At 70.7% G+C, this 25,262-nt stretch carries 19 protein-coding genes; 11 read left to right on the forward strand and 8 right to left on the reverse strand.

Annotation, left to right across the window (positions count from 1 at the left end; genetic code table 11):
• Nucleotides 1-92: 92 nt before the first annotated feature.
• The gene (locus tag JOY88_RS05630; protein ID WP_293501089.1) at nucleotides 93-638 is read right to left on the reverse strand and encodes a single-stranded DNA-binding protein; all 546 of its coding nucleotides are present in this window, start codon (nucleotides 636-638) and stop codon (nucleotides 93-95) included.
• Between the two features lie 157 nt (nucleotides 639-795).
• Between JOY88_RS05630 and JOY88_RS05635 the strand changes: the two genes are divergently transcribed.
• The 7 genes from JOY88_RS05635 (at nucleotide 796) to JOY88_RS05665 (ending at nucleotide 11,588) form a co-directional block, all read left to right on the forward strand.
• Complete coding sequence (locus JOY88_RS05635; protein ID WP_293501091.1) at nucleotides 796-1,887, forward strand: sensor histidine kinase; 1,092 nt, start codon at nucleotides 796-798, stop codon at nucleotides 1,885-1,887.
• The gene (locus JOY88_RS05640; protein ID WP_293501092.1) at nucleotides 1,884-2,627 is read left to right on the forward strand and encodes a LytR/AlgR family response regulator transcription factor; all 744 of its coding nucleotides are present in this window, start codon (nucleotides 1,884-1,886) and stop codon (nucleotides 2,625-2,627) included. Before JOY88_RS05635 ends, JOY88_RS05640 begins: the two co-directional genes overlap by 4 nt.
• A complete protein-coding gene (locus JOY88_RS05645; protein ID WP_293501094.1) occupies nucleotides 2,624-3,406 on the forward strand; it encodes a head GIN domain-containing protein in 783 nt (260 codons plus the stop codon). The genes JOY88_RS05640 and JOY88_RS05645 overlap by 4 nt, the downstream gene beginning before the upstream one ends.
• A gap of 65 nt (nucleotides 3,407-3,471) precedes the next feature.
• A complete protein-coding gene (locus JOY88_RS05650) occupies nucleotides 3,472-8,559 on the forward strand; it encodes an alpha-2-macroglobulin family protein (RefSeq protein ID WP_293501095.1) in 5,088 nt (1,695 codons plus the stop codon).
• Between the two features lie 71 nt (nucleotides 8,560-8,630).
• Nucleotides 8,631-9,014 carry a YfeK family protein gene (locus tag JOY88_RS05655; RefSeq protein ID WP_293501097.1) on the forward strand — a complete coding sequence of 128 codons (384 nt, stop codon included), beginning with the start codon at nucleotides 8,631-8,633 and terminating at the stop codon, nucleotides 9,012-9,014.
• Nucleotides 9,015-9,024: 10 nt separating this feature from the next.
• A complete protein-coding gene (gene pbpC / locus JOY88_RS05660) occupies nucleotides 9,025-11,352 on the forward strand; it encodes a penicillin-binding protein 1C (protein WP_293501099.1) in 2,328 nt (775 codons plus the stop codon).
• Nucleotides 11,353-11,366: 14 nt separating this feature from the next.
• On the forward strand, nucleotides 11,367-11,588 hold the full coding sequence (locus JOY88_RS05665) for a SlyX family protein (protein WP_293501101.1): 222 nt from the start codon (nucleotides 11,367-11,369) through the stop codon (nucleotides 11,586-11,588).
• 12 nt (nucleotides 11,589-11,600) lie between these two features.
• Here the strand turns inward: JOY88_RS05665 and JOY88_RS05670 are convergent, their stop codons facing one another.
• A complete protein-coding gene (locus JOY88_RS05670; protein ID WP_293501103.1) occupies nucleotides 11,601-12,086 on the reverse strand; it encodes a cupin domain-containing protein in 486 nt (161 codons plus the stop codon).
• Nucleotides 12,087-12,115: 29 nt separating this feature from the next.
• Between JOY88_RS05670 and recQ the strand changes: the two genes are divergently transcribed.
• Nucleotides 12,116-13,999, forward strand: coding sequence for a DNA helicase RecQ (gene recQ, locus JOY88_RS05675; RefSeq protein ID WP_293501105.1), 1,884 nt, complete (start codon nucleotides 12,116-12,118; stop codon nucleotides 13,997-13,999).
• A gap of 1 nt (nucleotide 14,000) precedes the next feature.
• On the opposite strand, the gene JOY88_RS05680 is transcribed toward recQ, so the two are convergent.
• Nucleotides 14,001-14,276 (reverse strand): hypothetical protein, encoded by a 276-nt coding sequence (locus JOY88_RS05680; protein WP_293501107.1) that lies wholly within the window; start codon nucleotides 14,274-14,276, stop codon nucleotides 14,001-14,003.
• A 197-nt stretch (nucleotides 14,277-14,473) separates the two neighbouring features.
• Between JOY88_RS05680 and JOY88_RS05685 the strand changes: the two genes are divergently transcribed.
• Entirely contained in the window at nucleotides 14,474-18,004 is a 3,531-nt protein-coding gene (locus JOY88_RS05685; RefSeq protein ID WP_293501109.1) for a Dyp-type peroxidase domain-containing protein, read from the forward strand.
• A 353-nt stretch (nucleotides 18,005-18,357) separates the two neighbouring features.
• Here the strand turns inward: JOY88_RS05685 and JOY88_RS05690 are convergent, their stop codons facing one another.
• Nucleotides 18,358-19,227 carry an alpha/beta hydrolase gene (locus tag JOY88_RS05690; protein WP_293501111.1) on the reverse strand — a complete coding sequence of 290 codons (870 nt, stop codon included), beginning with the start codon at nucleotides 19,225-19,227 and terminating at the stop codon, nucleotides 18,358-18,360.
• A gap of 63 nt (nucleotides 19,228-19,290) precedes the next feature.
• Between JOY88_RS05690 and JOY88_RS05695 the strand changes: the two genes are divergently transcribed.
• Together JOY88_RS05695 and JOY88_RS05700 are read left to right on the forward strand one after the other, a co-directional pair.
• Nucleotides 19,291-20,571 carry a THUMP domain-containing protein gene (locus JOY88_RS05695; protein WP_524539188.1) on the forward strand — a complete coding sequence of 427 codons (1,281 nt, stop codon included), beginning with the start codon at nucleotides 19,291-19,293 and terminating at the stop codon, nucleotides 20,569-20,571.
• On the forward strand, nucleotides 20,555-21,070 hold the full coding sequence (locus JOY88_RS05700; RefSeq protein WP_293501113.1) for a hypothetical protein: 516 nt from the start codon (nucleotides 20,555-20,557) through the stop codon (nucleotides 21,068-21,070). Before JOY88_RS05695 ends, JOY88_RS05700 begins: the two co-directional genes overlap by 17 nt.
• On the opposite strand, the gene JOY88_RS05705 is transcribed toward JOY88_RS05700, so the two are convergent.
• The 4 genes from JOY88_RS05705 to JOY88_RS05720 form a co-directional block, all read right to left on the reverse strand.
• Nucleotides 21,052-22,215 carry an MFS transporter gene (locus JOY88_RS05705; RefSeq protein ID WP_293501115.1) on the reverse strand — a complete coding sequence of 388 codons (1,164 nt, stop codon included), beginning with the start codon at nucleotides 22,213-22,215 and terminating at the stop codon, nucleotides 21,052-21,054. The genes JOY88_RS05700 and JOY88_RS05705 overlap by 19 nt on opposite strands.
• Nucleotides 22,212-22,928 (reverse strand): 16S rRNA (uracil(1498)-N(3))-methyltransferase, encoded by a 717-nt coding sequence (locus JOY88_RS05710; protein WP_293501117.1) that lies wholly within the window; start codon nucleotides 22,926-22,928, stop codon nucleotides 22,212-22,214. Before JOY88_RS05710 ends, JOY88_RS05705 begins: the two co-directional genes overlap by 4 nt.
• A 39-nt stretch (nucleotides 22,929-22,967) precedes the next feature.
• Nucleotides 22,968-23,444, reverse strand: a complete 477-nt coding sequence (locus JOY88_RS05715) for a hypothetical protein (protein ID WP_293501119.1) — start codon at nucleotides 23,442-23,444, stop codon at nucleotides 22,968-22,970.
• Nucleotides 23,445-23,514: 70 nt separating this feature from the next.
• Nucleotides 23,515-25,188, reverse strand: coding sequence for a long-chain-fatty-acid--CoA ligase (locus JOY88_RS05720; RefSeq protein WP_293501121.1), 1,674 nt, complete (start codon nucleotides 25,186-25,188; stop codon nucleotides 23,515-23,517).
• Between the last annotated feature and the right edge of the window lie 74 nt (nucleotides 25,189-25,262).

Below are 25,262 nucleotides of genomic sequence, written 5' to 3' on the forward strand. Positions count from 1 at the left end.
CGCTCAGACCCAGCAAGGGAAACGCGTAGACAAGCAAAAAGGCCCGCAGCCATTGGGCTGCGGGCCTGATGTTGACAGACGACCTGTAGGTTCTAGAACGGGATGTCGTCGTCCATGTCATCGAAGCCGGTCGAGGCTTTGGGCGCCGGAGCCGGGGCGCGCTGCGGGGCCGGGCGGGGCGCTGCAGGACGCGCTGCCGGGCGACCGCCGCCTTCCATGTCGTCGCCGCCGCGGCTGTATCCACCACCACCACCAGCGCCACGGCTGTAACCGCCACCACCGCCTTCGTCACCGCCGCCGCCATCACGGCCGCCCAGCAGCTGCATCTCCTGGGCAATGATTTCGGTCGTGTACGTGTCGCGGCCTTCCTTGTCCTGCCACTTGCGGGTCTTCAGGCGGCCTTCGACGTACAGCGGGCGACCCTTCTTGACGTACTCGCCGACGATCTCGGCCAGGCGGTCGTTGAACACGACGCGGTGCCATTCGGTCTCTTCCTGGCGCTCGCCGGTCTCGCGGTTCTTCCAGTTGCGGGTCGTCGCCAGGCTGAGGGTGACCCAGGCGCCGCCACTGGGGTTGTAGCGGACCTCGGGGTCTTTGCCGACGTTGCCGATGATGATGACTTTGTTGACGCTGGCCATGACGCTCGTCCGAATTCGATGGGGAAGGGGATGAATTATGCCGGCCGACCCCGCCTGGGCGGTCAGCAGCACCTCGCAGACCGCATCCTGCACCCAGGAGCCCGCACTTCGTCTCCCCGTCTGTCGCCCGGGCGGCCAGTCTCCCTAAGATGAAGCCATGAACACTCTGGCCCCTCGCACCCGCAACGCCCGCCTCTGGCTGGCCTACGCCGGCTGCTGCGCACTGGCCTGGTGCCTGTTCGTGCTGGCCGGCAGCGAGTTCGACCGCGGCCTGGACCCGTTCTGGCTGGCCGTCTACCAGGCCACCACCATGCTCTGGGCGCCCATGCTGCTGGGCATCGCCGTCTGGCCGCTGGCGCGCCGCCTGCATGCGGGCGATGCCGGCCCGGCCGCGACGGCGCTGGCCCATGTGCTGGCGGCGCTGGCCTTTGCGGCGCTGTGGCAGGCGGGCGAGTTCGCCGTCAACACCTGGCTGTTCGGCACCGACCATGCGGGCGCGGTGCTGCTGGCCGGGCTGCTGTGGCGCTCGGTCTGGGGCGTCGTCGTCTACGCCACCATCGCCACCGCATTCACGGCCGTGCTGCAGGCGCGGGCGGCGCGCGCCGCGGCCGTGGCCACGGCCCAGGCCGAGAGCGCGCTGGCCAAGGCCGAGCTGTCGGCCATCAGCGGCAAGCTCAACCCGCATTTCCTGTTCAACACGCTGAACTCGCTGATCGCGCTGACCCGCAAGGACCCCGCCGCCGCGGAGGCCGCGCTGCTGAAGTTCGCGTCCATGCTGCGCTATGTGCTGGACACCAAGCGCGGTGCCGAGGACCGCGTGATGCTGTCCGACGAGATCGACTTCCTGCGTGACTACCTGGCGCTGGAGGCGCTGCGCCTGGGCCCGCGGCTGCGCGTGGACTGGGAACTGGAGGAACGCGTGCTGGCCGACGAACTGCCGCCGCTGACGCTGCAGCCGCTGGTCGAGAACTCCATCCTGCACGCCGTCGCGCCGCGCAAGGGCGGCGGCCGCGTGACCATCACCGCGCGCCGCAACGCGCTCAACCATGGCCTGGACCTGGCCGTCGCCGACGACGGCCCGGGCTGTGAGCCCGAGGCGCTGGAGCCCAGGCCCGGCCAGCGCCGAGGCGTAGGCCTTGCGGCGCTGAAGAAGCGCTTCGCGCTGGACTACGACGGCCAGGCGCGCCTGCGCATCCACACGGCCCCCGGCGCGGGCTTCCGCGTCGACCTCTTCATTCCACAGACATGAGCAACACCACCGTTCTGATCGCCGAGGACGAGCACCTGGCCGCCGAGGCGCTGGCCGACTGGGTCAGGGCCACGCCGGGCCTACAACTGGTGGCCGTCTGCGAGGACGGCGAGGATGCGCTGGCACAGATCCGCGCCCTCAAGCCCGCCCTGGTGCTGACCGACATCCAGATGCCCGGCCTGACCGGCCTGCAGGTGGTGCAAGCGCTGCAGGGCGATGCCCACCAGCCGCGCATCATCTTCACGACGGCCTACGACCAGCATGCGCTGACGGCCTTCGAGCTGCATGCGGTGGACTACCTGCTCAAGCCCTTCTCGCGCGAGCGCTTCGACGAGGCGGTGGCCCATGCGCTGCGCGACGCCGCGCCCAGCGCCGCCGATGTGGCGCAGGCGCTGGGGGCGCCGGCAGACGCGCCGCTGACCCGGCTGCTGGTGCGCGACCAGGGCAAGATCTTCCCGCTGCAGGTGGACGCCATCGAGTGCCTGCGCTCGGACAACAAGTACACCGCCATCACCAGCAAGGGCCGCAGCTTCCTGGTGCGCCTGCCCATCGCCGACTTCGAGACGCGGCTGGACCCGACCCGCTTCCTGCGCGTACAGCGCGGCTGCATCGTCAACCTGGACTTCGTCGAAAGCATGACGCCCGACGAGAACTCGCAGCTTGTCGTGCAGCTGCGCGATGGCACGCGCATCACCGCCAACCGCGAGGTGTCCAAGATGTTGAGGGAGCAGTCGCTATGAAGAGCCTCGCCCTGTCCCTGCTGGCGGCCACCGGCCTGGCCGCGGCCCAGCCCGCGCCGCCGGCGGCGCCGGCCAGCCCGGCCCCCATCGCCCATCCCGCGCCAGCGGCGCGCCCCGCGCCCATGGCGCTGCCCGCCGGGCCGGGCAAGGTCTACGCACCCGGCAGCTTCGACCGCCTCGAACTGGCCGGCTCCGCCCGCGTCGTCGTCGTGCAGGGTGACCGCGACCAGGCTTTCATCGCCGGCGACGACGAGGCGCAGAAGGGCGTCGAGGTCGAGCTGGCCGACCGCCAGCTGGTCATCCGCCCCACCGGCGGCTGGAAGATCTGGCGCAACGGCAAGCTCTTCGTTCAGGTGGAGATGCGCGAGCTGCGCCAGCTGTCGGTCTCCGGCGCCAGCGACGTGCAGGCGCCCGGCCCGCTGCGCGCCGACCAGCTCAAGCTCAGCATCAGCGGTGCCGGCAACGTGAGGCTGGACCAGCTGGAGGCGCGCCAGCTCGTCTTCACCATCTCCGGCGCCGGCGACGGCCAGTTGGGCGGCCGGGTGGACGACCTGGCGCTGCAGATCTCCGGCAAGGGCAAGGTCATCGCCGAGCGCCTGCAGGCGCAGCGCGCCCGCGTCAACGTCAGCGGCCTGGGCAATGTGGTGCTGTGGGTCACGGACGACCTGTCCGCCCACATCTCCGGCATCGGCTCGGTGGACTACTTCGGCAACCCGTCGGTGCAGCGCTCGGTGTCGGGCATGGGCTCGGTCAACGCCCGAGGTGAAAAGAAACCTTAGCGCGCCATGTCGTGACAGCCCCGCCGCATGCCTAAACTCGCCGCCACATAGCGGGGAGGATCTCCATGGTGGCGTGGCAGAAGGCCGTCCTGGGCCTGGTCGGTGCGGGCGTGGTGGCGGGCGCGGGCTGGTGGGCCTGGCAGAGGAGTGCCGGCCCGGGCCTGCCCAGCAGCGCCGAGGTCGGCGAACAGACGGCCTTCGCGCTGATGGACTGCAAGCCGCGCCTGCTGGACGGCTCGCCGGCCATCGCGGTCAGCTTCACGCAGCCGCTGGACTCGCGCCAGGACTTCGGCGCCCTCGTCACCGCGCAGGAAGGCGCCGCGCCCGCCGGGGCGGGCGATAGGAAGACTCCGCCACCTGACGCCAGCTTCAAGCCGCTGGCCGCCCGCTGGGTGCTGGGCGACAACCCGCGCGTGCTCTACCTGCCGTTCGCGACGCCGGACCGCAGCTTCCGCATCGCGCTCAAGCCCGATCTGGCCGCCCGCTCGGGTGCCAAGCTGGCCACGGCGCAGAACTGCGAGGCCGTCAGCGAGGCCATGCCCGACAGCTACTACTTCGCCAGCCGCGGCCTGGTGCTGCCGGCCGGCGAGAACGGCGGCCTGCCGGTCGTGACGGTCAACACGCCCGAGGTGGACGTGCAGTTCTTGCGCATCAAGCCCGAGTCGCTGCCCGCCTTCCTGGAGCAGGTGGGGGGCCGCCGCGAGCGCAAGGCCAATGCCGGCGAGGAGGACGGCGAGGGCGGTTACTACTACGACGGCTACAGCGACAACCAGCGCCGCCTCAAGGGCACCGTGGGCGGCTGGCTGCTGGACGAGCTGCGCGCGATGAGCGACAGCGTCTACATCGGCCGCTTCACGACCGATGCGCGGCCCAACCGCCGCAACGTCAGCTTCCTGCCGGTGGAGCGCATCAAGGAGCTGCAGGAGCCCGGCATCTACGTGGCCGTCATGAACCAGCCAGGCCGCTTCGGCTGGGACTACCAGGTCACGCATTACTACGTCACCGACATCGGCCTGCACCTGCGCCGCCACGCCGCGCAGATCGACGTGTTCACCACGTCGCTGAAGAGCGGCGGCGCGCTGTCGGGCATCGAACTCAGCCTCGTCGACGAGGCGGGCAAGGCACTCGCCCAGGTGCAGACCGACAGCGACGGCCATGCGGTCTTCACCGGTGCCGACGGCAGGATCGGCGACAAGGCCCGCGCCGTCATCGCGCGCCGAGGCGGCAAGGAGATGTCCGTGCTGTCGCTGCGCGACGCGGCGCTGGACCTCAGCGAGTTCGATGCCACCGGCCACCCGTCGCGCAGCAACAAGCTCTTCGTCTACGCGGGCCGCGACCTGTACCGGCCCGGCGAGACCTTCCAGATCTCTGTGCTGGCGCGCGATGCCGACGGCAAGCCGCTGCCCAAGCCCTTGCCCCTCACGCTGACGGTCAAGAAGCCGGACGGCAGCAAGCTCGTCGAGCAACTGGTGCAGCCGGGCAAGCTGGGCACCGGCTACTACCAGCAGGCCATCGCGCTGCCGGCCGATGCACCCACCGGTGGCTGGACGCTGCAGGCTCGCGTCGACCCCGGCGCGCGCCAGCCCGATGCGCAATGGGCCTTCAAGGTCGAGGAGTTCCTGCCCGAGCGCATGAAGCTTTCGCTCAGTGCGCCCGAGGCCACGCTCACGGGAGACGCCGGCGTCACCGTGCAGGCGCAGGGCGACTACCTCTACGGTGCCCCCGCCGCCGGCAACCGGCTGCAGGCCAGCGCCTACTCCGAGCGGCTGCTGATGCCGCTGCCGGCCAAGCTGCCCGGTTTCATCTTCGGCGACCTGGCCGACGACAAGGCCAAGAACCGGCAGGACCTGCCCGAGCAGGAGCTGGACGAGAGCGGCAAGGCCAGCGTGGCCATCGCCACCGCCTTCGGCGAGCGCAAGTCGCCGATGAAGCTGCGCGCGGCCTTCAGCCTGCTGGAATCCGGCGGCCGGCCGGTCGTGCGCTCGCTGGAGCGCGCCTGGTGGCCCGCGCCGGTGCTCATCGGCGCGCGGCCGCTGTTCGACCGCAACGTCGCGCCAGAAGGTGGCCTCGCCGAGTTCGAGCTGGCGCGCGTGGACGCGACCGGCGGCTTCAAGCCGGCCAAGGAAGTGCAGCTCAAGCTCATCTACGAGGAGCGCCAGTGGTACTGGCGTTATGACGACGGCCGCGGCTGGAACTCCGGTTTCAACGTCAACGAGGAGCTGGTCGAGGCGCGCAGCCTCGCGCTGACGACGCGCACGAAGATCGCGCTGCCCGTGCGCTGGGGCCGCTACCGCCTGGAAGTGACCGACCCCGAGACCGGCCTGGCGCTGCGCTACGGCTTCTACGCCGGCTACGGCGCGCAGGACGCCGACGACATCGGCAACCGGCCCGATCGCGTGCAGCTCAGGCTGCAGGGCGCGCCCTTCAAGCCAGGTGACGTGGCCAAGCTGTCCATCAAGGCGCCGCATGACGGCGAGGCCATCGTCACCGTCGAGGGCGACCGCGTGCTGTGGACCAAGCGCATCCCCGTGAAGGCGAGCGGCACCGAGCTGTCCATCCCGGTCTCGGCCGATGCGAGCTGGGCGCGGCACGACATCTACGTCACCGTCGCCGCCTTCCGCCCTGGCAGCCAGGGCGATCGCGTGACGCCCGCCCGCGCACTGGGCCTGGTGCACCTGCCGCTGAACCGCGAGGACCGCAAGGCCAGGGTGGCGCTGACGGTGCCGGCCAAGGCGCAGCCATCCGTGCCGCTGCCGGTCGTCGTGAAGGCGCCGCAGCTTGCCGGAAAGCCGGCCATCGTCACCGTCAGCGCCGTGGACGTGGGCATCCTGAACATCACCAGCTTCAAGACGCCCGACCCACAGGACTTCTTCTTCGGCAAGCATCGCTACGGCGCGGACATGCTGGACCTTTACGGCCGCCTCATCGAGAAGATGGAAGGCAATGTCGCCAAGCAGCGCTTTGGCGGCGACGCCGGCAAGCGCGACACGCAGAGCATGCCGCGCAAGGTGCTGCTGGTAGACCTGTTCAGCGGCCCCGTGCAGCTGGACGCCAAGGGCGAGGCGACGATCAACCTGAAGCTGCCGGACTTCAACGGCACGCTGCGCGTGATGGCCGTCGCGTCCGGCGCCGACAGCTACGGCTCGGCGCAGGCGGACACCGTGGTCGCCGCGCCCCTGGTGGCCGAGCTGAACATGCCGCGCTTCGTATCGCCCGGCGACAAGGCCACGATCGCGCTGGACGTGACCAACCTCAGCGGAAGCGCGCAGGACGTGAGGGTGGCCGTCACGTCCACCGGCCCGGTGAAGATCACCGGCAGCGCCGAGCCGATCCGGCTCAACGACAAGCAGCGCCAGATCCTGCGTTTCCAGGCCGAGGCGCTGGACGCGTGGGGCCTTGCGCCCGTCACCGTGAAGGTCAGCGCGGGCGCGCTCAACCTGACGCGCGAGGCCGCGTTGCAGGTGCAGCCCGTCACGCCGCTGACGCGTGAGAGCCGGCGCGTCCGTCTGGAAGCCGGCGCCACGCAGGCGCTGGACAAGGCACTGCTCGACGCCTACTGGTCGGGCTCGGCCAGCCTGTCCCTGAGCATCTCCAACACGCCGCCCATCGACATCAAGGACCAGGTGCAGGGTCTCCTGATGTACCCCTACGGCTGCCTCGAGCAGACGACGTCCAGCGCCTACCCGCTGGTCTTCATCGACGACGATGCGGCGAAGCGCTGGGGCCTGAAGCCGGTGCCGCGAGAGGAGCGTGCGAAGCGGCTGGATGCCGCCTTCGCACGCCTGGCCGGCATGCAGCAGCCCAGGGGCGGCTACGGTCTGTGGGCCGCGAGCGGGTCGTATGACGGCTGGCTGAGCGCCTACGTGACCGGCTTCCTGCAGGACGCGCGCGACGCCGGCTTCGCCGTGCCCGAGGCCCAGCTGAAGCGCTCGCTGGACAACCTGCTGGAGCAGTTCCAGCGCGCCCCGGCGCAGCAGACCACGCCGGCCAAGTCGCCCAGGCGCGACGACAAGGGCCGCATCGCCGACTGGCGCGACGCCGAGACGCTGCGCCTGGCGCACCAGCGCTTCGCCGAGGCCGCGCATGCCGGCTACATCCTGGCCCGCGAACAGAAGGCACCGCTGGCCACGCTGCGCACGCTGCACGACCAGTACCGCAGCCATGCGCTGTCGCCGCTGCCGCTGGTGCAGCTCGGCCTGGCACTGAAGCTGATGGGCGACGAGAGCCGCGCCAAGGCGGCGTTGGACGATGCGATGACCCGCGGATACGGCTACCAGCCCGACGACCCGAATAGCGGCTGGGGCCAGTGGCTGGGTGACTATGGCTCGCGCGTGCGCGACCGCGCGCTGGCCTATGCGCTGCTGCTGCGCCACAAGGTCGCGCACGAGAAGCGCGAGAACCTGCTGTTCGACTTGTCCGATGACTTTGGCCGCCGCAACTACTACTCCACGCAGGAGCGCCTGGCCCTGTTCCTCGCCGTGCAGGCCGCCACCGACGGTGCCGGCAAGGACGATGCCTGGAAGGCGACGCTGAGCGTCGGCGCCAAGGCCGACGCGTGGGCCGGCCGCGGCGTCGGCCAGCAGAGCTTCGACCTGGGCCAGCTCAGGAGCGGCATCGCGCTGAAGAACGACGGCGGCGCGCCGCTCTACCTCGACGTCACGGCGCAGGGCTATCCAACCAGGCCGCTGGCGCCGACGAGCGACCGCATCTCGGTCGAGCGCGCGATGTTCACGACCGACGGCAAGCCCGTGACGGCACGCCAGTTCACGACCGGCGAGATGTTCGTCGTGCGCCTGCGCGTGAAGGCCAGCCAGAACATCAGGGACGGCCTCGTCGTGGACCGTATCCCGGCCGGCTTCGAGATCGAGAACCTCAACCTGAGCCAGGGCCCGCAGGCCGGCGAGTTCACGGTGGACGGGGTCAACGTCGCGCAGGCCAATGCCAACGATCGCATCGTCCACACCGAGTACCGCGACGACCGATTCGTTGCCGCCGCGCAGCTGGGCCAGCCGCTGGACCTGTTCTACCTGGTGCGCGCCGTGACGCCGGGCCGGTACGTGGTGCCGGCGACGTTTGCGGAGGATATGTATCGGCCGGAGATCCGCGGCATCGGCAAGGTGGAGGGGGAGATCACGGTGGTGGACAAGCGGTGATGGAGGCCCGCTCGCTGGCGCCCGGCTGCCGCGGCGAGTTGATGGCCATCGCAGCCTCGCCCTGAACTTCCATGCACAAGCCCATTCTTCTACTGCTCCTGGTCGCGGCCACCGTGACGGCTCACGCCGCTCCGCTGCCGCAGGCCGCCCGCGCGGAGGTCGATGCCTTGCTGGTCAAGCTGCAATCCTCCGGCTGCGAGTTCAACCGCAACGGCAGCTGGTATGCCGGCGTCGAAGCCAGGGCGCACCTGCTGAAGAAGCTGGACTACCTTGAAGGCAAGGACATGGTGCAGACCGCCGAGCAGTTCATCGAGCGCGGTGCGTCGTCCAGCAGCATGAGTGGCAAGCCCTACCTCGTGCGTTGCGCAGGCAAGGCACCGGTGGAGAGTGCGCAATGGCTGAAGTCGGAGTTGCAGCAGGTGCGGGCGGCGAAGGCGGCGTCCAGTCCGCGCTGAATCTCCCGCCATGAGCCGACTGCGCCGCTTCGAGCTCGGCCTTGCCGCGCTGCTCCTCGCCATCCTCGCGCTCGACTTCGCCTTTCCCCTCCCCAGCCCCGCAGCCGACTCCGCCACGCTGACCGTCCTCGCCGCCGACGGCACGCCGCTGCGTGCGTGGCCGGGCGACGACGGCGCGCAGCGGCACCCGACGACGCCCGAGGCCGTGTCGCCGAACTATGTCGAGGCGCTGCTGCACTACGAGGACCGCTGGTTCCGCTGGCATCCGGGCGTGAACCCGGTGGCCCTCGCGCGTGCGGCCTGGCAGTGGGCGCGGCATGGGCGCATCGTGTCGGGCGGGTCCACGCTGACGATGCAGGTCGCGCGGCTCGTCGATGACAAGGCGGCGGGCCGTAGCATCCCCGCCAAGCTGCGCCAGATCGTGCGCGCGCTGCAGCTCGAGCTGCACCTCGGCAAGCACGAGATCCTGTCGCTCTACCTGAACCTCGCGCCCATGGGTGGGCCGCTGGAGGGCGTGGAGACGGCCAGCCGTGCCTACCTCGGCAAGGGGTCGGCAGATCTGTCCAAGGCCGAGGCCGCGCTGCTCGTCGCGCTACCGCAGTCGCCCACGCGGCTGCGGCCGGACCGCGCCGTGCAGGCCGCGCAGGCCGCGCGCGACAAGGTGCTGACGCGCATGCAGACGCTCGGCGTCTGGAGCGCCGCCGACGTGGCCGACGCGAAGCTGGAGCGTGTCTTCGCACCGCCGCTGCGTGCGCGCTGGCTGGCGCCACTGGCGGCCGAGCGCGTGCGGCAGGACGCGAAGCATCAGGGCCGCAAGCCGGCCGTCATCCAGACGACGCTGGACGCCGGCCTGCAGGCGCGGCTGGAGCAGCTGCTGACGGACCGGCTCAACAGCCTGCCCGACGCGGTGTCGCTGGCCGCGCTGGTCGTCGACAACCGCACGCTGGCCGTGCGCGGCTATGTCGGTTCGGCCGACTTCACCGATGCGCGCCGCGGCGCCCACGTCGACATGGTGCGCGCGCGGCGCTCGCCGGGCTCCACGCTGAAGCCCTTCCTGTACGGCATGGCGCTGGACGAAGGCCTCATTCATTCCGAGAGCCTGCTCATCGACGCGCCGCAGAACTTCGGCGGCTATGCGCCGGGCAATTTCCAGGCCGACTTCTCCGGCCCGGTCAGCGTGGCCGAGGCGCTGCAGCGCTCGCTGAACGTGCCGGCCGTGGACTTGCTGGACCGCCTCGGCCCCGAGCGCTTCGCCGGCCGGCTGCGCAACGCGGGCGTGAAGCTGCGCATGCCTGCCAACGCAGCGCCCAACCTCAGCCTCATCCTCGGCGGCGGCAGCACGACGCTGGAGGAGCTGGTGGGCGCCTACACGGCGCTGGCACGCGGTGGCGTGGCCGCGCGGCCGCGGCTGACGGCCGATGAGCCGCTGAAGGAGTCGCGGCTGATGAGCGAGGGCGCGGCCTTCATCGTGCGCGAGATCCTGGAGAACGGTGGCCGGCCCGGCAGCCCGTTCCGCGAGAGTGGCCAGCGCGTCGCGTGGAAGACGGGCACCAGCTTCGGCTTCCGCGACGCCTGGGCGCTGGGCGTGACGGACCGCTACACCTTGGGCGTGTGGATCGGCCGACCCGACGGCACGCCCAACCCCGGCCACTTCGGCGCCAACTCCGCGGCGCCGCTGCTGCGCGACCTGGCCGCCGCGCTGGGGCCGGACGAGGCCCGCCAGCAGCTCGCGCCGCGGCGCCGGCCCGCCGGCGTCACGGCGGTGCCCATCTGCTGGCCGCAAGGCCTGGCCGAAGCCGCCACGCCGCCTGCGCTGTGCCTGCAGCACCGCACCGCCTGGGCGCTGGATGGCGCCGTGCCGCCGACGCTGCCCGACCGGCTGCGCCCGGGGGCGCTGCTGGAGCCCGTCTGGGTGGCGTCCGGCCAGCGCGTGCAGCCGGGCTGCGAGCCCTCCGCCGAGCGCGCCGAGGCCGTGCGCTGGCCGGCGCTGCTGGGCCCCTTCCTCGATGCCGAACAGCGCCATCCGCTGGAGCGCCTGCCCTGGCGTGCCGACTGCGCGCCGCACGAGCCGGTCGCGAACCGGCTGCGTGTCGTGGGCCTGGAGCCCGGTACCGTGCTGCGCCCCGCGCCGGGCCGGCAGGACGTCGTGCTGAAGCTGCAGGCCATCGGCGCGCAGCAGGGCCTGACCTGGCTGCTGGACGGCCAGTGGATGGCCGCCAGCGCCACGGCCGGCGCCGCGCAGACGCTGCACGTGGCGCGCGCCGGCGAACACCGCCTCACGGTGATGGACGGCCTGGGCCGCTGGGCGCGCGTCGAATTCCGGCTCGCGGCGCCATAGCGTCCAATACGGGCATGGACAACCTGCAAACCCTGGAACAGCGCATCACCGACCTGGAGATCAAGGCCAGCTTCGCCGAGGACACGGTGGAGCAGCTCAACCAGGTCGTCGTGCGCCAGCAGGCCCAGATCGACCGCCTGGTGCGCGAGCTGGTGGAGCTGCGCGACCGTGCCGCCGCCGCGGGAGAGCCGGGCGGCGTGCGCAGCCTGCGCGACGAGCTGCCGCCGCATTACTGACGCCTGCCCCTCTCAGGGCTCGCCGTCCCAGTAGTCCAGCCCCGCCTCGCGCCGCTGCAGCAGGCGCAGCCCGGGCGCGAAGCTGCCCACCTTGCCGGAGTCCGGGTAGACGCAGATCTCCGGCTCCTTGTGCGTGCTGATGGACAGGTAATGCAGCGGCGCGTCCGAGGTGTTGATGATGTGGTGCGGGTAGTCCGGTCCCGCCGGGATGGTGATGACGTCGCCGGCCTTGATGGGCAGCCGCTCGCCCGCCACGCGCAGCGTGCCCTGTCCCTGGATGACGATGAACATCTCCTCCTCCGCATGGTGGAAGTGGTAGGGGCAGCTCTGCTGGCCGGGCGCGACGATGTCAAAGCTCGCGCCCATCTGCCGGGCGGCCGTGCCCTTGGTCATCGAGGCGGTCTCGCTGTCGTAGCGCGGCGGGCGCAGGAAGCGTTCGCGCGGCGCGTCTTTGAAATTGCGGATCAGGCGCTCGCGCAACTCGGCGGATGTGGGCATGGGAAGGCTCCTGGGACAATGGCGGCTGAATGAATCCGCCCGCGCATCTTCCAAGCCCGACCGACGACCCGCAATCCGCCGCGCACCAGGTCCTGTCAGCAGTCTTCGGCTACACCGCCTTCCGTGGCCAGCAGGCCGACATCGTCGAGCAGGTGGCCGCCGGCGGCGACGCACTCGTGCTGATGCCCACGGGCGGCGGCAAGAGTCTGTGCTACCAGGTGCCCGCCATCCTGCGCCACCAGCGCGGCCAGGGCGTGGCCATCGTCGTGAGCCCCCTGATCGCGTTGATGCACGACCAGGTCGGCGCGCTGGAGGAGGCCGGCGTGCACGCGGCCTTCCTGAACTCCAGCCTGACCGGCGAGGAGGCCAGCCGCATCGAGCGCGAGATGATGAGCGGACGGCTGACGCTGCTCTACGCGGCGCCGGAGCGCATCACGACGCCGCGCTTCCTGGCCCAGCTGAGCTCGCTGCATGAACGCGGCCTGCTGTCGATGTTCGCCATCGACGAGGCGCACTGCGTCAGCCAGTGGGGCCATGACTTCCGCTCCGAGTACCTGCAGCTCAGCCTGCTGCACGAGCGCTTCCCCGACGTGCCGCGCGTCGCGCTGACCGCGACGGCCGACGAGCTGACGCGCGCCGACATCATCGAGCGCCTGCAGCTGCAGGAGGCGCGGGTCTTCATCAGCAGTTTCGACCGCCCCAACATCCGCTATCTCATCGTCGAGAAGAACGGCTCGCCGCGCGAGCAGCTGTTGCGCTTCGTGCGTGACGAGCACGAGGGCGAGGCCGGCGTCGTCTACTGCCAGAGCCGCAAGAAAGTGGAGGAGACGGCCCAGTGGCTGCAGAGCGAGGGCCTGAACGCCCTGCCCTACCACGCCGGCCTGGACGCCGACATGCGCCGTCGCCACCAGGACCGCTTTCTGCGGGAGGATGACCTCATCATGGTGGCCACCATCGCCTTCGGCATGGGCATAGACAAGCCCGACGTGCGCTTCGTCGCCCACCTGGACCTGCCCAAGAACATCGAGGCCTACTACCAGGAGACGGGCCGCGCCGGCCGCGACGGCGCGCCGGCCGAGGCCTGGATGACTTATGGCCTGGCCGACGTCGTCAACCAGCGCCGCATGATCGACGAGAGCCCGGCCGACGAGACCTTCAAGCAGGGCCAGCGCGGCAAGCTGGATGCGCTGCTGGCGCTGGCCGAGGCGACCGACTGCCGGCGCGTGCGGCTGCTGGCCTATTTCGGCGAGGAATCCAGGCCCTGCGGCAACTGCGACAACTGCCTGAACCCGCCGCAGACCTGGGACGCGACCGAAGCGGCGCGCAAGCTCTTGAGCTGCATCTACCGCTTCCACCAGCGCGGCGAGCGCTTCGGCGCCGGCCACCTGATCGACGTGCTGCGTGGCAAGGCGACCGACAAGACGCGCCAGTACGGCCACGAGTCGCTGTCCACCTGGGGCTGCGGCGCGGACCTGTCGGAGCAGCAGTGGCGGGCCGTGCTGCGCCAGCTGATCGCGCTGGGCCATGTTGCCACCGAGGGCGAGTTCAACACGCTGGCGCTGCAGGACAGCGCCCGCGCGGTGCTCAAGGGCGAGGTGGAGGTGAGGCTGCGCGAGGCGGAGGAGAAGAAGTCCCGCGCCAAGTCATCGCGTGGCGGGGCCAGGCCCAGGATCGACCCGGCGCTGGGCCTGGATGCCGAGGGGCAGGAGCGCTTCGAGGCGCTGAAGGCCTGGCGCTCCGAAGTGGCCAAGGAGCATGGCCTGCCGGCCTACGTCATCTTCCAGAACACGACGCTGGCCGAGATGGCGCGCGTCGTGCCGGGCGACCTCGCCGAGCTGGGCGAGATCAGTGGTGTCGGGGCGAAGAAGCTCGAGGCCTATGGCCGCGAGATTCTTCGGGTGCTCGGCCGCTGACTCAGCAGACCGCCGGCGCGACGCAGGCGCTGGCGACCTGGGTGCCCGCGTTGCGGCGCCCCTCGATGACGACACGGGGCAGCTGCGCGACGGCAGGCGCAGGCGTGCGGACGCCTTCGATGACGACGCGATCCAGCTTCACCACCTCGGGCGCCTCGTCCGGGACCGTGAGGGTCATCCAGGCGGCGCCGGTCAGGGCGGTCAGGGCGACCAGGGCGGTGGCGCTGACGGCATGCAGGCGGGTGGTGCGGGTGGTGGTGGTGCTGATGCGGTTCATGGTGTTGTCCTCTCTGTGTCTGGGCGCCAGTGTGTGCCGAGGTGGGCGAGAGAACTAAGGGTTTGCGATAGGTTGCTGCTTTTCGCGGATGAAATGCAGCCGGCGCGGACGAGCATCGTCAAACCTGAGGGTCGTCCCCTGACGCGGCGGTCGGGCGGTGCCGGATACTTTCCCGGTCAAACCAAGGGAGAACAGGCATGGCACGTGGCAACGACGTCCAACTCGGCGGCATCACCGACCTGGTGCTGCTGGCAGACATCAAATCAGGCTTCGTCGACGCCCTCGAGGTCGTCACCTATGTGGACCGGCTGCGCAAGGTGCTGCGCACGCTCAACGGCCTGCGCCTGGGTTCGCGCGAGTCCAGCTCGCCGGCCTCGCCCTACACCGACATCGTCGCCCGCTGGCGCATCGTCCATTCCTTCCGCTGGGCCGTCGTCGAGGGCCGGGACGGTACGCCCGACCGCCTGCTGCTGTGCGTCAACTTCGATGGCGGCTGGGAACCCTATATGCGGGTCATCTGGGACCAGCTCGGTTCCACGCTGGACCTGATGCTGTGCCACACCGAGGGCTACCAGCTCTCGTGCAACTGCAGCTTCGAGACCTATTCGCGCTGGGTGCGCGCCCACGAGATCTCGGCTGACTTCCTGTTCATCGAGTCCGGCCGCACGGTGGGCGACGCCGAATACCTGGCGCTGCTGGAGGCCGCCCAGCGCGGCCATGCCGACGAGCTCAAGGCCGACCGCCTGCGTGCGCCCTCATCGGGCCAGGTCAAGCCCCTGCCTGGCCCGGACCAGCCGGCGGAGCGCTTCGCGATGGCCGCGCGCGGCCTGGTGCCGCTGGCCGGGCTGTTCACGCTGCAGCGCTTCTTCCGCCCGGGCGCGCCCGACGGCGCCTGCCTGCTGCGCGCCACGCAGGACGTGCTCTTCGAGCTGACCCAGCTGGGTACGGCCACGCAGTTCCCCAGGCCCGCGCCGGGCACGCCGGCCGTGCAGCTGACGCCCGGCGAGAGCCTGCGCCTGCGCCACCACGAGATGCTGGCCTGGTTCGAGGCCCAGCTGCCGCCTCCCGCCACGCCGCCCGCCCGGCTGACGCTGGACCGCGGCCAGCTGCAGGCCGGCATGCTGACCCGGCTGCCCGCCAACCGCGGCGCGCTGCTGCTGCTGCGCATCGAGCAGCCGGCCCGCGCGCTGGCCTGGCTGTCCACCGCGCCGGTGCAGGCCGAAGGTGGCAAGGCGGGTACCGACGGCATCTGGCAGCAGCTGGCATTGACAATGGCCGGCCTGAGGGCGCTGGGCGTCCCGGAGTCGCGCCTGGCGCGCTTCCCGCAGGCCTTCAAGGAGGGCATGGCCACCCGCGCCGGCCTGCTGGGCGACGTGCGCCACAACCACCCCAGCCACTGGGCGCTGGCGCCGCATGTCAACCAGCGCGATCGCTTCGACCCGGCCGGCGCCCACCTGTTGGTGCAGGTGCGCTTCCACAACCCGAACGGCGGCGAGGCGCTGACGGACGACGACCGCGCGCGCATCGCCGCCGCCGGCCGACGGCTGACCGAAGGCACGGGCCTGTCGCTGATGGCCGTCGAACCCATGCGCAGCAACAGCGCCGACCGCGAGAACTTCGGCTTCAAGGACGGCATCAGCCAGCCCGGCCTGGACCCGGTCGAGCACAGGCACTGGAACGACCAGGTGCCCGAGGGCGAGATCGTGCAGGGCTTTGCCACTCAGCGCGACAAGGGCTGGCCCGTACCCGAGCAGCCCGACGCGCTGCTGGATTGCGGCAGCTTCCTCGCGGTGCGCAAGCTGCGCCAGTACACCGGCCGGCTGCACGACTGCATCGAGCATGAGGCCAAGCGCATCAACCTGCCCCGCGAGCTGCTGCTGGCCAAGCTGATGGGCCGCCGCCTGGATGGCAAGGCGCTGGCCGACGAGAGCACGGACCGCAACGACTTCAACTACGAGCACGACCCGCGCGGCTCGGCCTGCCCCTTCCACGCCCATATCCGCCGCGCCAACCCGCGCGACCAGGCGCCGGACTCCGCACTCACGGGCCGCATGCCGCGCATCCTGCGCCGCGGCATGAGCTACGGTCCGCCGCCGGACCGCCTCAACCCCAATGACAAGGACGACCGCGGCCTGGTCTTCATGGCCTACAACGCCCACCTGGCCGAGCAGTTCGAGGTCGTGCAGCGCTGGATGGCCGGCGCCAACGCCAGTGGCGGCTATTCGGCGCAGAGCGACCCGCTGCTGGGCGTCGTCGACCCCAGCCAGGGCAGGCGCCTCTACCCTTTTGAGCATGCCGGCAAGCCCTACGAGATCGACCTCGGCAGCCAGCCTTTCGTCACGCTGCAATGGGGTGCCTACTTCTTCGTGCCCTCCATCCCGGCGCTCAAGGCCTTGCCGGCGCTGGTCGAGCTGCCCCTGCCGTTGCCGGCCCCCACGCCCGTGCCGCTGAGGGCGCCCGCGCCGGACGACTTCGCCGCCTGGCAGCGCTGGCTGGAGGACACCAACACCCGCGACCTCGCCTGGGCCTGGGTGCGTGCCCAGCCGGGCGGCGTCGCCCGCACCGCCTACGGCGTGCTGGTGGGCGCGCCGGAGCGGGTCTGCGACGTGCTGCGCAACCAGTCCGCGCTCTACTCCAACAAGGGCTATGGCGAGCGCATGCGCGACTCCATCGGCGAGGGCTTCCTCGGCATGGACGATGACAACGGCCACAAGGAACAGGCGCCCGAGGTCAACAAGGCGCTGGAGCAGGTCAGCGAGGCCGAAGCCTTCCTGGCCGCCTACGCCATCGCCCGCAAGGGGCTGGCCGACCTGAAGCAGGAGGCCCGCGCGCTGCTGGACGCGTTCCCGGCCGACCAGAAGCCCGACGGCATCCCGACCGACACGCCGCTGGACCTGGAGCGCCTCAGCGAAGGCGTGCTGGCCGCGCTGTGCCGCCTCTGGTTCGGCATGCCGGACGGCCGGCTGGTCTGGGGCACGGAGCTGCACCCGCCCACACACCCCGAACCGCCGCGCTGCCCGCGCGCGCTGTTCCAGGTGTCGCGCCATGTCTTCGGTCCGCATCCCAGCGCCTTCGTCAGCGACACCGGCCGCAAGGCCGGCCAGGGCTTCCTGGCCGCCACGACGGCCTGGCTGCAGCAGACGCCGCGGGCGCAATGGCCGGCGTTGACCGAGAAGATCGTCAAGGCCGTCGAGGCCGTGCCCGGCGCGTCGGCGGACCTCCCCGCACGCACGCTGGCCGGCGTCATGCTCGGCTTCCCGCCGACGACGCACGCCAACCTGCTGACCGCGCTGGGCGCCTGGGTGCAGACGCGCAAGCTGTGGGACCTGCAGCCGGTCTGGCACGAGGTGTCGGAGGCCGTGATCGATGCCCAGCGCTATGTCGAGGCTGTCGCCCGGCTGCGCCCGACGCTGGTGGCGACGCTGAACCAGCGCCCCACGCCCTTCCAGATCTGGCGCCGTGTGCTGGGCGACCACCGCCTGGGGCTGGTCGACGTGACGGTCGGCGACACGCTGATCGTCGGCCTGGGCTCGGCCACCCAGCAGGACCCGCTGCGCCACCATGTCGCCTTCGGCGGCGACCGCGCCGACCCGGCCGGCCCGCCGCCGCATGCCTGTCCGGGCTACGGCATGGGCATGGGCGTCATGCTGGGCGTCGCCGCGGCGGTGCTGGACGCCGGCGTGATGCGCTTCACTGGGGCGCCGACGGTGGTGGCGCTGGCGCTCTAGCTGTGACGGGTCGAGAGGTTCTTTCGTGACCGCGGGATTCGGACATAGGCGGTAGGCAGCCGATGCCATGGTGCGGCGGGTGCCCGTGTAGAAGCAGTTCCACGCGGGCACGGCCATGCGGGCTCATCCGACGAGGCGCAGGGACGACCGTAGCAAGCCCGCTCACAGCGCGCCGGCTGGAGTCACGGAACGGCTGTGAATGGAAGGCGGGCCCGTAGTCCGTGATCAGGCGCTGGAGCATCAGGCCCAGCCCGGCACGATCAGGCAAGGGCAGCGCGCAGGAAGGTCTCGGCACCGTCCTTGCGCTTGCCGGGGCGCATGGACACCCGCTGCAACCTACCGAAGCTTCATGCCTAGTCCCGCGAGGGCCCCGTCTCCGGCGCCAGCGGGGCGAACACGAAGCGCATGCCGCGCGTGTAGCTCTCGGCCTTGGTGCCCGCATGGCGCTCGCCGTCGATGCCGCGGTACTCGTACACCAGTTCCGGATGCTTCAGCTCCGGCAGCAGCGCCTGGTAGCGCTTGATGCCCGCAAGGAAGGCGGGCCATTCGCTCTCCGCACCGGTCACGTAGAGCCTGGCCTTGATGGGCTTGCCTGTGGCGGCATAGGCCTTGGCCCGGCCGATGATCCAGTCACCGCCGACGACGACCGCCGGGCTGGCGGCGATATAGCCCTTGAACAGCTCGGGCCTGGCATACATCGCGTGCAGCGCGAACAGGCCGCCCAGCGAGCTGCCGGCCAGGTAACGCTGGGCCGGATCGCCGCGGTAGTCGCGCTCCACCAGCGGAAAGATGTCCTTCTCCAGCGCGGCGATGAACCTGTCGGCATTGCCGGTGCTGGCGGACAGCGGGTTCATGCGCACCGGCGACAGCTCCCAGTTGCGCAGTAGGCCGTAGTCCGGGTTGTCGCCGACATAGCCCAGGCCCACGGTGATGAACTCGGGCACGACCTTGTCGTAGGCCAGGTTGTTGTAGGAGCTGACGACGGTCGGGAAGTCCCAATAGCCGTCGGTCACGTAGAGCACCGGATAGCGGCGCGTGGGCTCCTTGGCGAAGGAGGCCGGCAGGTGGACGTGCAGCTGGTAGCTGCGGCCGTCGGCGTTCCTGGCCAGGGCGCGCAGCTGGGTGTCGGGGAGGGTGTGCGGCGGAAAGGCCGGTGCTGGGTCGGCGGCATGCGCCTGGAGCGCGGTGAACAGGAAGGCGAGGGTCAGGGCGAATCGCTTCATGGCAGGCGGCACTCGCAGAGGTGATGGCAGCGCTGTCATTGTAGGAGCGGAGACAATGCGCCGGTGAGCCTGCCCAACAAGTTGAACCTCTTCGTACCCTGCCCCGCCGGCGTCGAGCCGCTGCTGGAGGAGGAGCTGAAACGCTTCCTGCCGCCCGGTGTGCGCAGCAAAGTGGAAGCCCTGCGCGGTGGCTGCGGCCTGCTCGGCACGGCCGAGGACGTCCTGCGCATCAATCTCGAGAGCCGGCTGGCGCAGCGCGTGCTGGTCGAGATCATCGAGGGCCCCTACCGCCACGAGGACGACCTCTATTCGCTGGCGCGCCGCGTCGACTGGCGCGACTGGTTGAGCCCCAGGCACACGCTGCGCATCGACGTGACGGCGCAGCGCTCGCCGCTGAAGAGCCTGAACTTCGCCGCCCTGCGCATCAAGGACGCCATCTGCGACCAGCTGCGCGAGCACACCGGCGAGCGCCCCAGCGTGGACACGCAGCGGCCCGACCTGCCCGTGGTGCTGCATGTCGGCCCCGAGCGCGCGGCCCTCTATGTCGACACTTCCGGCGAGCCGCTGTTCAAGCGCGGCTGGCGCATCGACAAGGGCGACGCGCCGCTGAAGGAGACACTGGCCGCCGCGATGCTGGCCGCCGCCGGCTGGCGCGGCACGAATGAGCAAGGGGGCGCGCTGCACGACCCCTGCTGCGGCTCCGGCACCATCCCCATCGAGGCCGCGCTGATCGCCTGCGACTCGGCGCCGGGCCTGCAACGCCGCTTCGCCTTCGAGCGCCAGCTGCCCTTCGCCACGCCGGCGATGAAGGCGGCCTGGGGTGAGCTGACGCAGGCCGCGCGCGCGCGCATCCATGCGCCCGCGGTGCCCATCTACGCCAGCGACGTGGCCTTCCGCATGGTCGACTTCGCGCGCCGCAATGCCGAGCGTGCCGGCGTGGCTCAGTACATCCAGTTCAACGGCGGCGACGCGCTGGAGCGGCCCGCGCCGCAACTGCCCGAGGGCATGCCGGGAAGCATCGTCATGAACCCGCCCTATGGCGAGCGGATCGAGGTGCGTGGCAAGGCGGCGATGACGCGCGATGCCGGCGGCTCGGAGGAGCGCGACGCGGGTGACGACTTCTTCCCGCGCCTGGCCGCGCACTGGAAGCGCCAGTACACCGAGAACCCCGCCGGCTGGACGGCGTGGATGCTCAGCCCCGACATGAAGCTGCCGGGCAAGATGCGGCTGAAGGAGTCGCGTCGCGTGCCGATGTGGAACGGCCCCATCGAATGCCGGCTGTTCCGCTTCGACCTCGTCAAGGGCTCGGCGCGCAAGGTCAGCGAGGGTGATGCGCCCGCGTGAGCGGATCGCCGCGGCACTGCTCGCGCTGGGTGCCGTGGCCGCGCAGGCCCAGCCCTGCACGCTGGTCTTCGGCCAGGGCCGCAACCCGCCGGCGCCGGGCGAGCCGGACTGGGATGCGCTGAACCAGCGCTTCAACGCCGCCGTGGCCGGCGCGTTGGACGGCGAGGGGCGTCGCGCCATGCCGATGACGGCGTCCAGCGTGCAGATCGATCCCGAGGGCGCCGGCCTTGCGCTGCTGCAGCAGGCCGACCGCCTGCGCTGCACCACGCTGGCCGAGACCGCGGTCTTCGCCGACGAGCAGGGCACGCTGGTGTTGCGCCTGCGTATCTACCCGCTGCTGCCCGCCCTGGGCGAGGGCGGCGCCATCGTGGGCCTGCGCATAGGCGCGCCGCTGTTCGTCACGCAGCGCGACCTGGACCTGAAGGCGCTGTCACGGCTCAAGCCCGAGGGGATAGGCCGGCAGATGGCCGCTGAATACCTTCAGCACGACCGGCGCTGACGCAGCGCCAGCCCGGCCAGGGCGAGCGCGCACAGCGCGATGGGCAGCAGGCTGGCCCAGTTCATCCATTGCCAGCCGCCGGTCGTGACCAGCGCGCCGGAGGAGAACGAGGTCAGCGTCATCGTCGCGTAGACGCCGGTGTCCAGCAGGCCCTGCGCACGGGTCTTCTCCTCGGGGCGATAGGCCTGGGTGAACAGCGTGGTGCCGCCGATGTAGAGGAAGTTCCAGCCCACGCCCAGCAGCAGCAGCGCGCCGAGGAAGTGGTCCAGGTCCTGGCCCGACAGCGCGAAGGCAACGCAGCCCAGGTTGAGCGCCACGCCCACGGACATCACGGGAAGCACGCCCACGCGCTTGATCAGCGGCCCGGTGAAGAAGCTGGGCACGAACATGCCCAGCACATGCCATTGCAGCACCCGGCCGGCGTCGCCAAAGGGCAGGCTGCATTGACCCATCGCAATGGGCGTGGCCGCCATCAGCAGGTTCATGACACCGTAACCGAGCGCACTCGCGGCCAGCGCGACCATGAAGACCGGCTGGCGCAGCAGCTCGGCGCTGGAGCGGCCCCCCGCGCCGGGCGCGGGCCGGGCCAGTGGCGGGAAGTCGATCAGCGACACCAGCAGCAGGCTCCCCACGGCAACGGCTATCAGCAGCAGATAGGTGCCCGCGAACGGCGCCACGAGCAGGTTCTTGCTGGTGCCGGCCAGCCAGGGCCCGAGCACCGCGCCCAGACACCCGCCGGCCAGCACCCAGGAGATTGCGGCCTCGCGCTTGTCCGGCGGTACCAGCTCCGTCGCCGCGAAGCGGTAGAGGGCCGCGTTGGCGTTGTAATAGCCGGCGATCAGCGTCGCGATCACGACGCCCCAGAACTGCTGGTGCAGCACGCTCGACAGCGAGACCGCGCAGCTGGCCATGGCCACGAGCAGGCCGATCTGGAAGGCCCGTCGCCGCCCGAAGCGCAGCTGGTGACGGCCCACCCAACGTGCCATCAGTGCGCCGCCGGCCACGTAGGCGCAGATGGGCAGCGTCGCCATCCATGGCCGCGGTGCCAGCGCCAGCCCCACGAGGCCGTTGATGGCCATGAAGCAGATGTTGTTGGTGAGGAAGAGGCCCTGGGCCAGGACAAGCAGCGCGAGCTTCTTGTTCATGTCGTCAGCGAGAGCCAGGACAGCACGGCCAGCGGCGCCGTGTCGGCGCGCAGGATGCGCGGGCCCAGCGTGATCGCCGCGAAGCCGCGCGCGCGGGCCGCGTCTTCCTCGGCGTCGCTCAGGCCGCCCTCGGGGCCGCTGAGGAAGAGCATGCGTCGCTGCGTCAAGGGCGCGAGCGGCGTGGCCGCGCGCGGGCTCAGCAGGCCGCGCCATTCATCGGCGCCCGCCTCCGGCAGCGCCGAGAGCCAGGCCGCCAGCGACATGACGGGCTCGATGCGCGTGGGCACCGTGCGGCCGCTCTGCTCGGCCGCCGCGATGGCAACGCCCTGCCAGTGGGCGCGCTTCTTGTCGGCACGCTCGCCTGCAAGGCGCAGCACCGAACGCTCGGCCACCAGCGGTTGCAGCGCCACGGCGCCCAGCTCGGTGGCCTTCTCGACGAGGAAGTCCATGCGGTCGTTGGCCGGCATGACGATGGCCAGCGTCACGGCGCATGCCAGCTCGCGCTGCGGCTGCTCGGCCAGCAGCAGGTTCACGCGCACCTCGCTGCGGCCCATCGCCGTGACCTCGGCCTGCCATTCCGGGCCGCTGCCATCGAACAGCGTCAGCGTGTCGCCAGGTTGCATGCGCAGCACCTGCACATGGCGGGCGGCACCGGCGGGCAATGTGATCTCGCCGGCGGCGGTGAGCGGGGTGTCGACGAAGAAGCGGGGCAAGGCGGCGGGCGGTGGCGGACGGGCCGCCAGTGTCCCAGATCAGCGCAGGCCCAGCGCGCCGCGCACGGCGGCTGCAGCCGCCGCGCCCTTGGCCTTGTGCACGCGCTCGACGAGCTGCAGCGCCAGCGCCTGCAGGGCCGCCAGGCTGTCGGCGCGCTCGACCTCCAACGCGAAGTTGTAGCCCTTGAACGGCCCCAGCAGCTTGGTCGCCTCGCCGCTCAGATAGATGTAGAGGGCGGCGCGGTCCAGCAGCCTGGCACCGTCGGCCACGGCCGCCACCGGCGCAGCAGCCACCGGCGCGGGCCGCGGCGTCTGGCCGCCCATGCCCTGGGGTGCGATCAACCCATGCTGGCGCAGGGTTTCGAGGTCGGTCTCGGTGGCGCCGGCCACCAGCTGCAGCCACTCGCCCGCCGTCTTGCTGGCATCCAGCACGAGCAGCAGATTGCGCGCCGTGCGCGACAGCGGCAGGGCCCGCGCCCGGATCTCCGCGCGGCCGGCGTCAGTCTTGGAGTGCAACTGGTCGATCACGTTGTCGGGCCTCGCCCACGGGCGGGATCAGCGCTCGCGGGTCATCGGGGGCAGGCGTTCAGCTCTTGTCCCGCAACTCCCTGCGCAGGATCTTGCCGACCGGCGTCTTGGGCAGGTCGGTACGGAACTCGATGATCTTGGGACGTTTGTAGCCCGTCAGGTTGGCTTCGCAATAGGCCCGCACGTCCGCCTCCGTGATATTCGGGTCTTTCTTCACGATGACGACCTTCACCGCCTCGCCGGCCTTGGCGTCGGGCACGCCGACGGCCGCGCATTCCAGCACGCCGGGCATCTGCGTCAGCACGTCCTCGACCTCGTTCGGATAGACGTTGAAACCGCTGACCAGGATCATGTCCTTCTTGCGGTCGACGATCTTGAAATAACCCCGTTCGTCGACGGTGCCGATGTCGCCCGTGCGGAAGTAGCCGTCGGCCGTCATGACCTTGGCCGTCTCGTCGGGGCGCTGCCAGTAGCCGGCCATGACCTGCGGGCCGCGGATGGCGATCTCGCCGGGCTGACCGCCCACGGGCAGTTCGTTGCCGTCGTCGTCCAGCAGCTGCAGCTCGGTCAGCGGCATGGGCAGGCCTATGGTGCCGCTGTAGGCGGTGCTGTCGGTCGGGTTGCAGGTGGCCGACGGCGACGTCTCGGACAGGCCATAACCCTCGACGATGGGGCAGCCAGTCTTCTCCAGCCACAGCTTGGCCGTGGCCTGCTGCACGGCCATGCCGCCGCCCACCGAGATGACGAGGCGGCTCCAGTCCACCGTGCCGAAGTCGGCGTGGTTGGCCATGGCCATGAACAGCGTGTTGACGGCCGGGAAGCTGTGGAAACGGTGCTGGGCCAGCTCCTTGAACATGGCCGGCAGGTCGCGCGGATTCGGGATCAGCACGTTGGCGCCGCCCATGTGCATGGAGAGCATCATGTTCGTGTTGAAGCCGAAGATGTGATACAGCGGCAGCGCGCAGATGGTGACGACCTGCTCGCCCGCGGGGATCTTCTTGAGCGCAGGCTGGTACCAGGCCTCGCTTTGCAGGATGTTGGCGACCAGGTTGCGGTGCAGCAGCACCGCGCCCTTGGACACGCCGGTGGTGCCGCCGGTGTACTGCAGCACGGCGATGTCGTCCGGGCCCAGCCTGGGCGGCTGGTAGGTCAGGACGCGGCCCTTGGCCAGCGCGTCGTTGAAGCGCACGGCGCCCGGCAGCTCGAAGGCCGGCACCATCTTCTTCACCTTGCGCACGACGTAGTTGACGAGCAGGCCCTTGAGGCCAAGCATGTCGCCCATCGCGGCCAGGATGACGTGCTTGGTGGGCACGCTGCGTATGACCTGCTGCAGCACCGAGGCGAAGTTCTCGATGATGACGATGGCCTTGGCGCCCGAGTCCTTGAGCTGGTGCTCCAGCTCGCGCGGCGTGTACAGCGGGTTCACGTTGACGACCACGTAGCCCGCGCGCAGCACGGCGGCCACCACCACCGGGTACTGGAACAGGTTGGGCATCATGATGGCGACGCGGTCGCCCTTCTCAAGGCCCAGGCTCTGCAGGTAGGCGGCGAAGGCGCGCGAGGCCTCGTCCACCTGCGCGAAGCTGACGCTCTTGCCCATCATCAGATAGGCGGGCTTGGCGGCGTTCTTCTTGAACGACGTGTCCAGCAGATCGACCAGGCTGGGATAGAGCGACAGATCGATGTCGCGCGGCACGGCGGCCGGGTAATGCTTCAGCCAGATCGGCTCCATGGCCATGTCTCCTTCTTGGTTGGCGCCGATTCTGACCGATGGCTGACAACGCACCGATCAGGGGATTCGATAGC

The sequence above is a fragment of the Roseateles sp. genome, assembly GCF_019237615.1.
GTDB lineage: Bacteria > Pseudomonadota > Gammaproteobacteria > Burkholderiales > Burkholderiaceae_C > Pelomonas.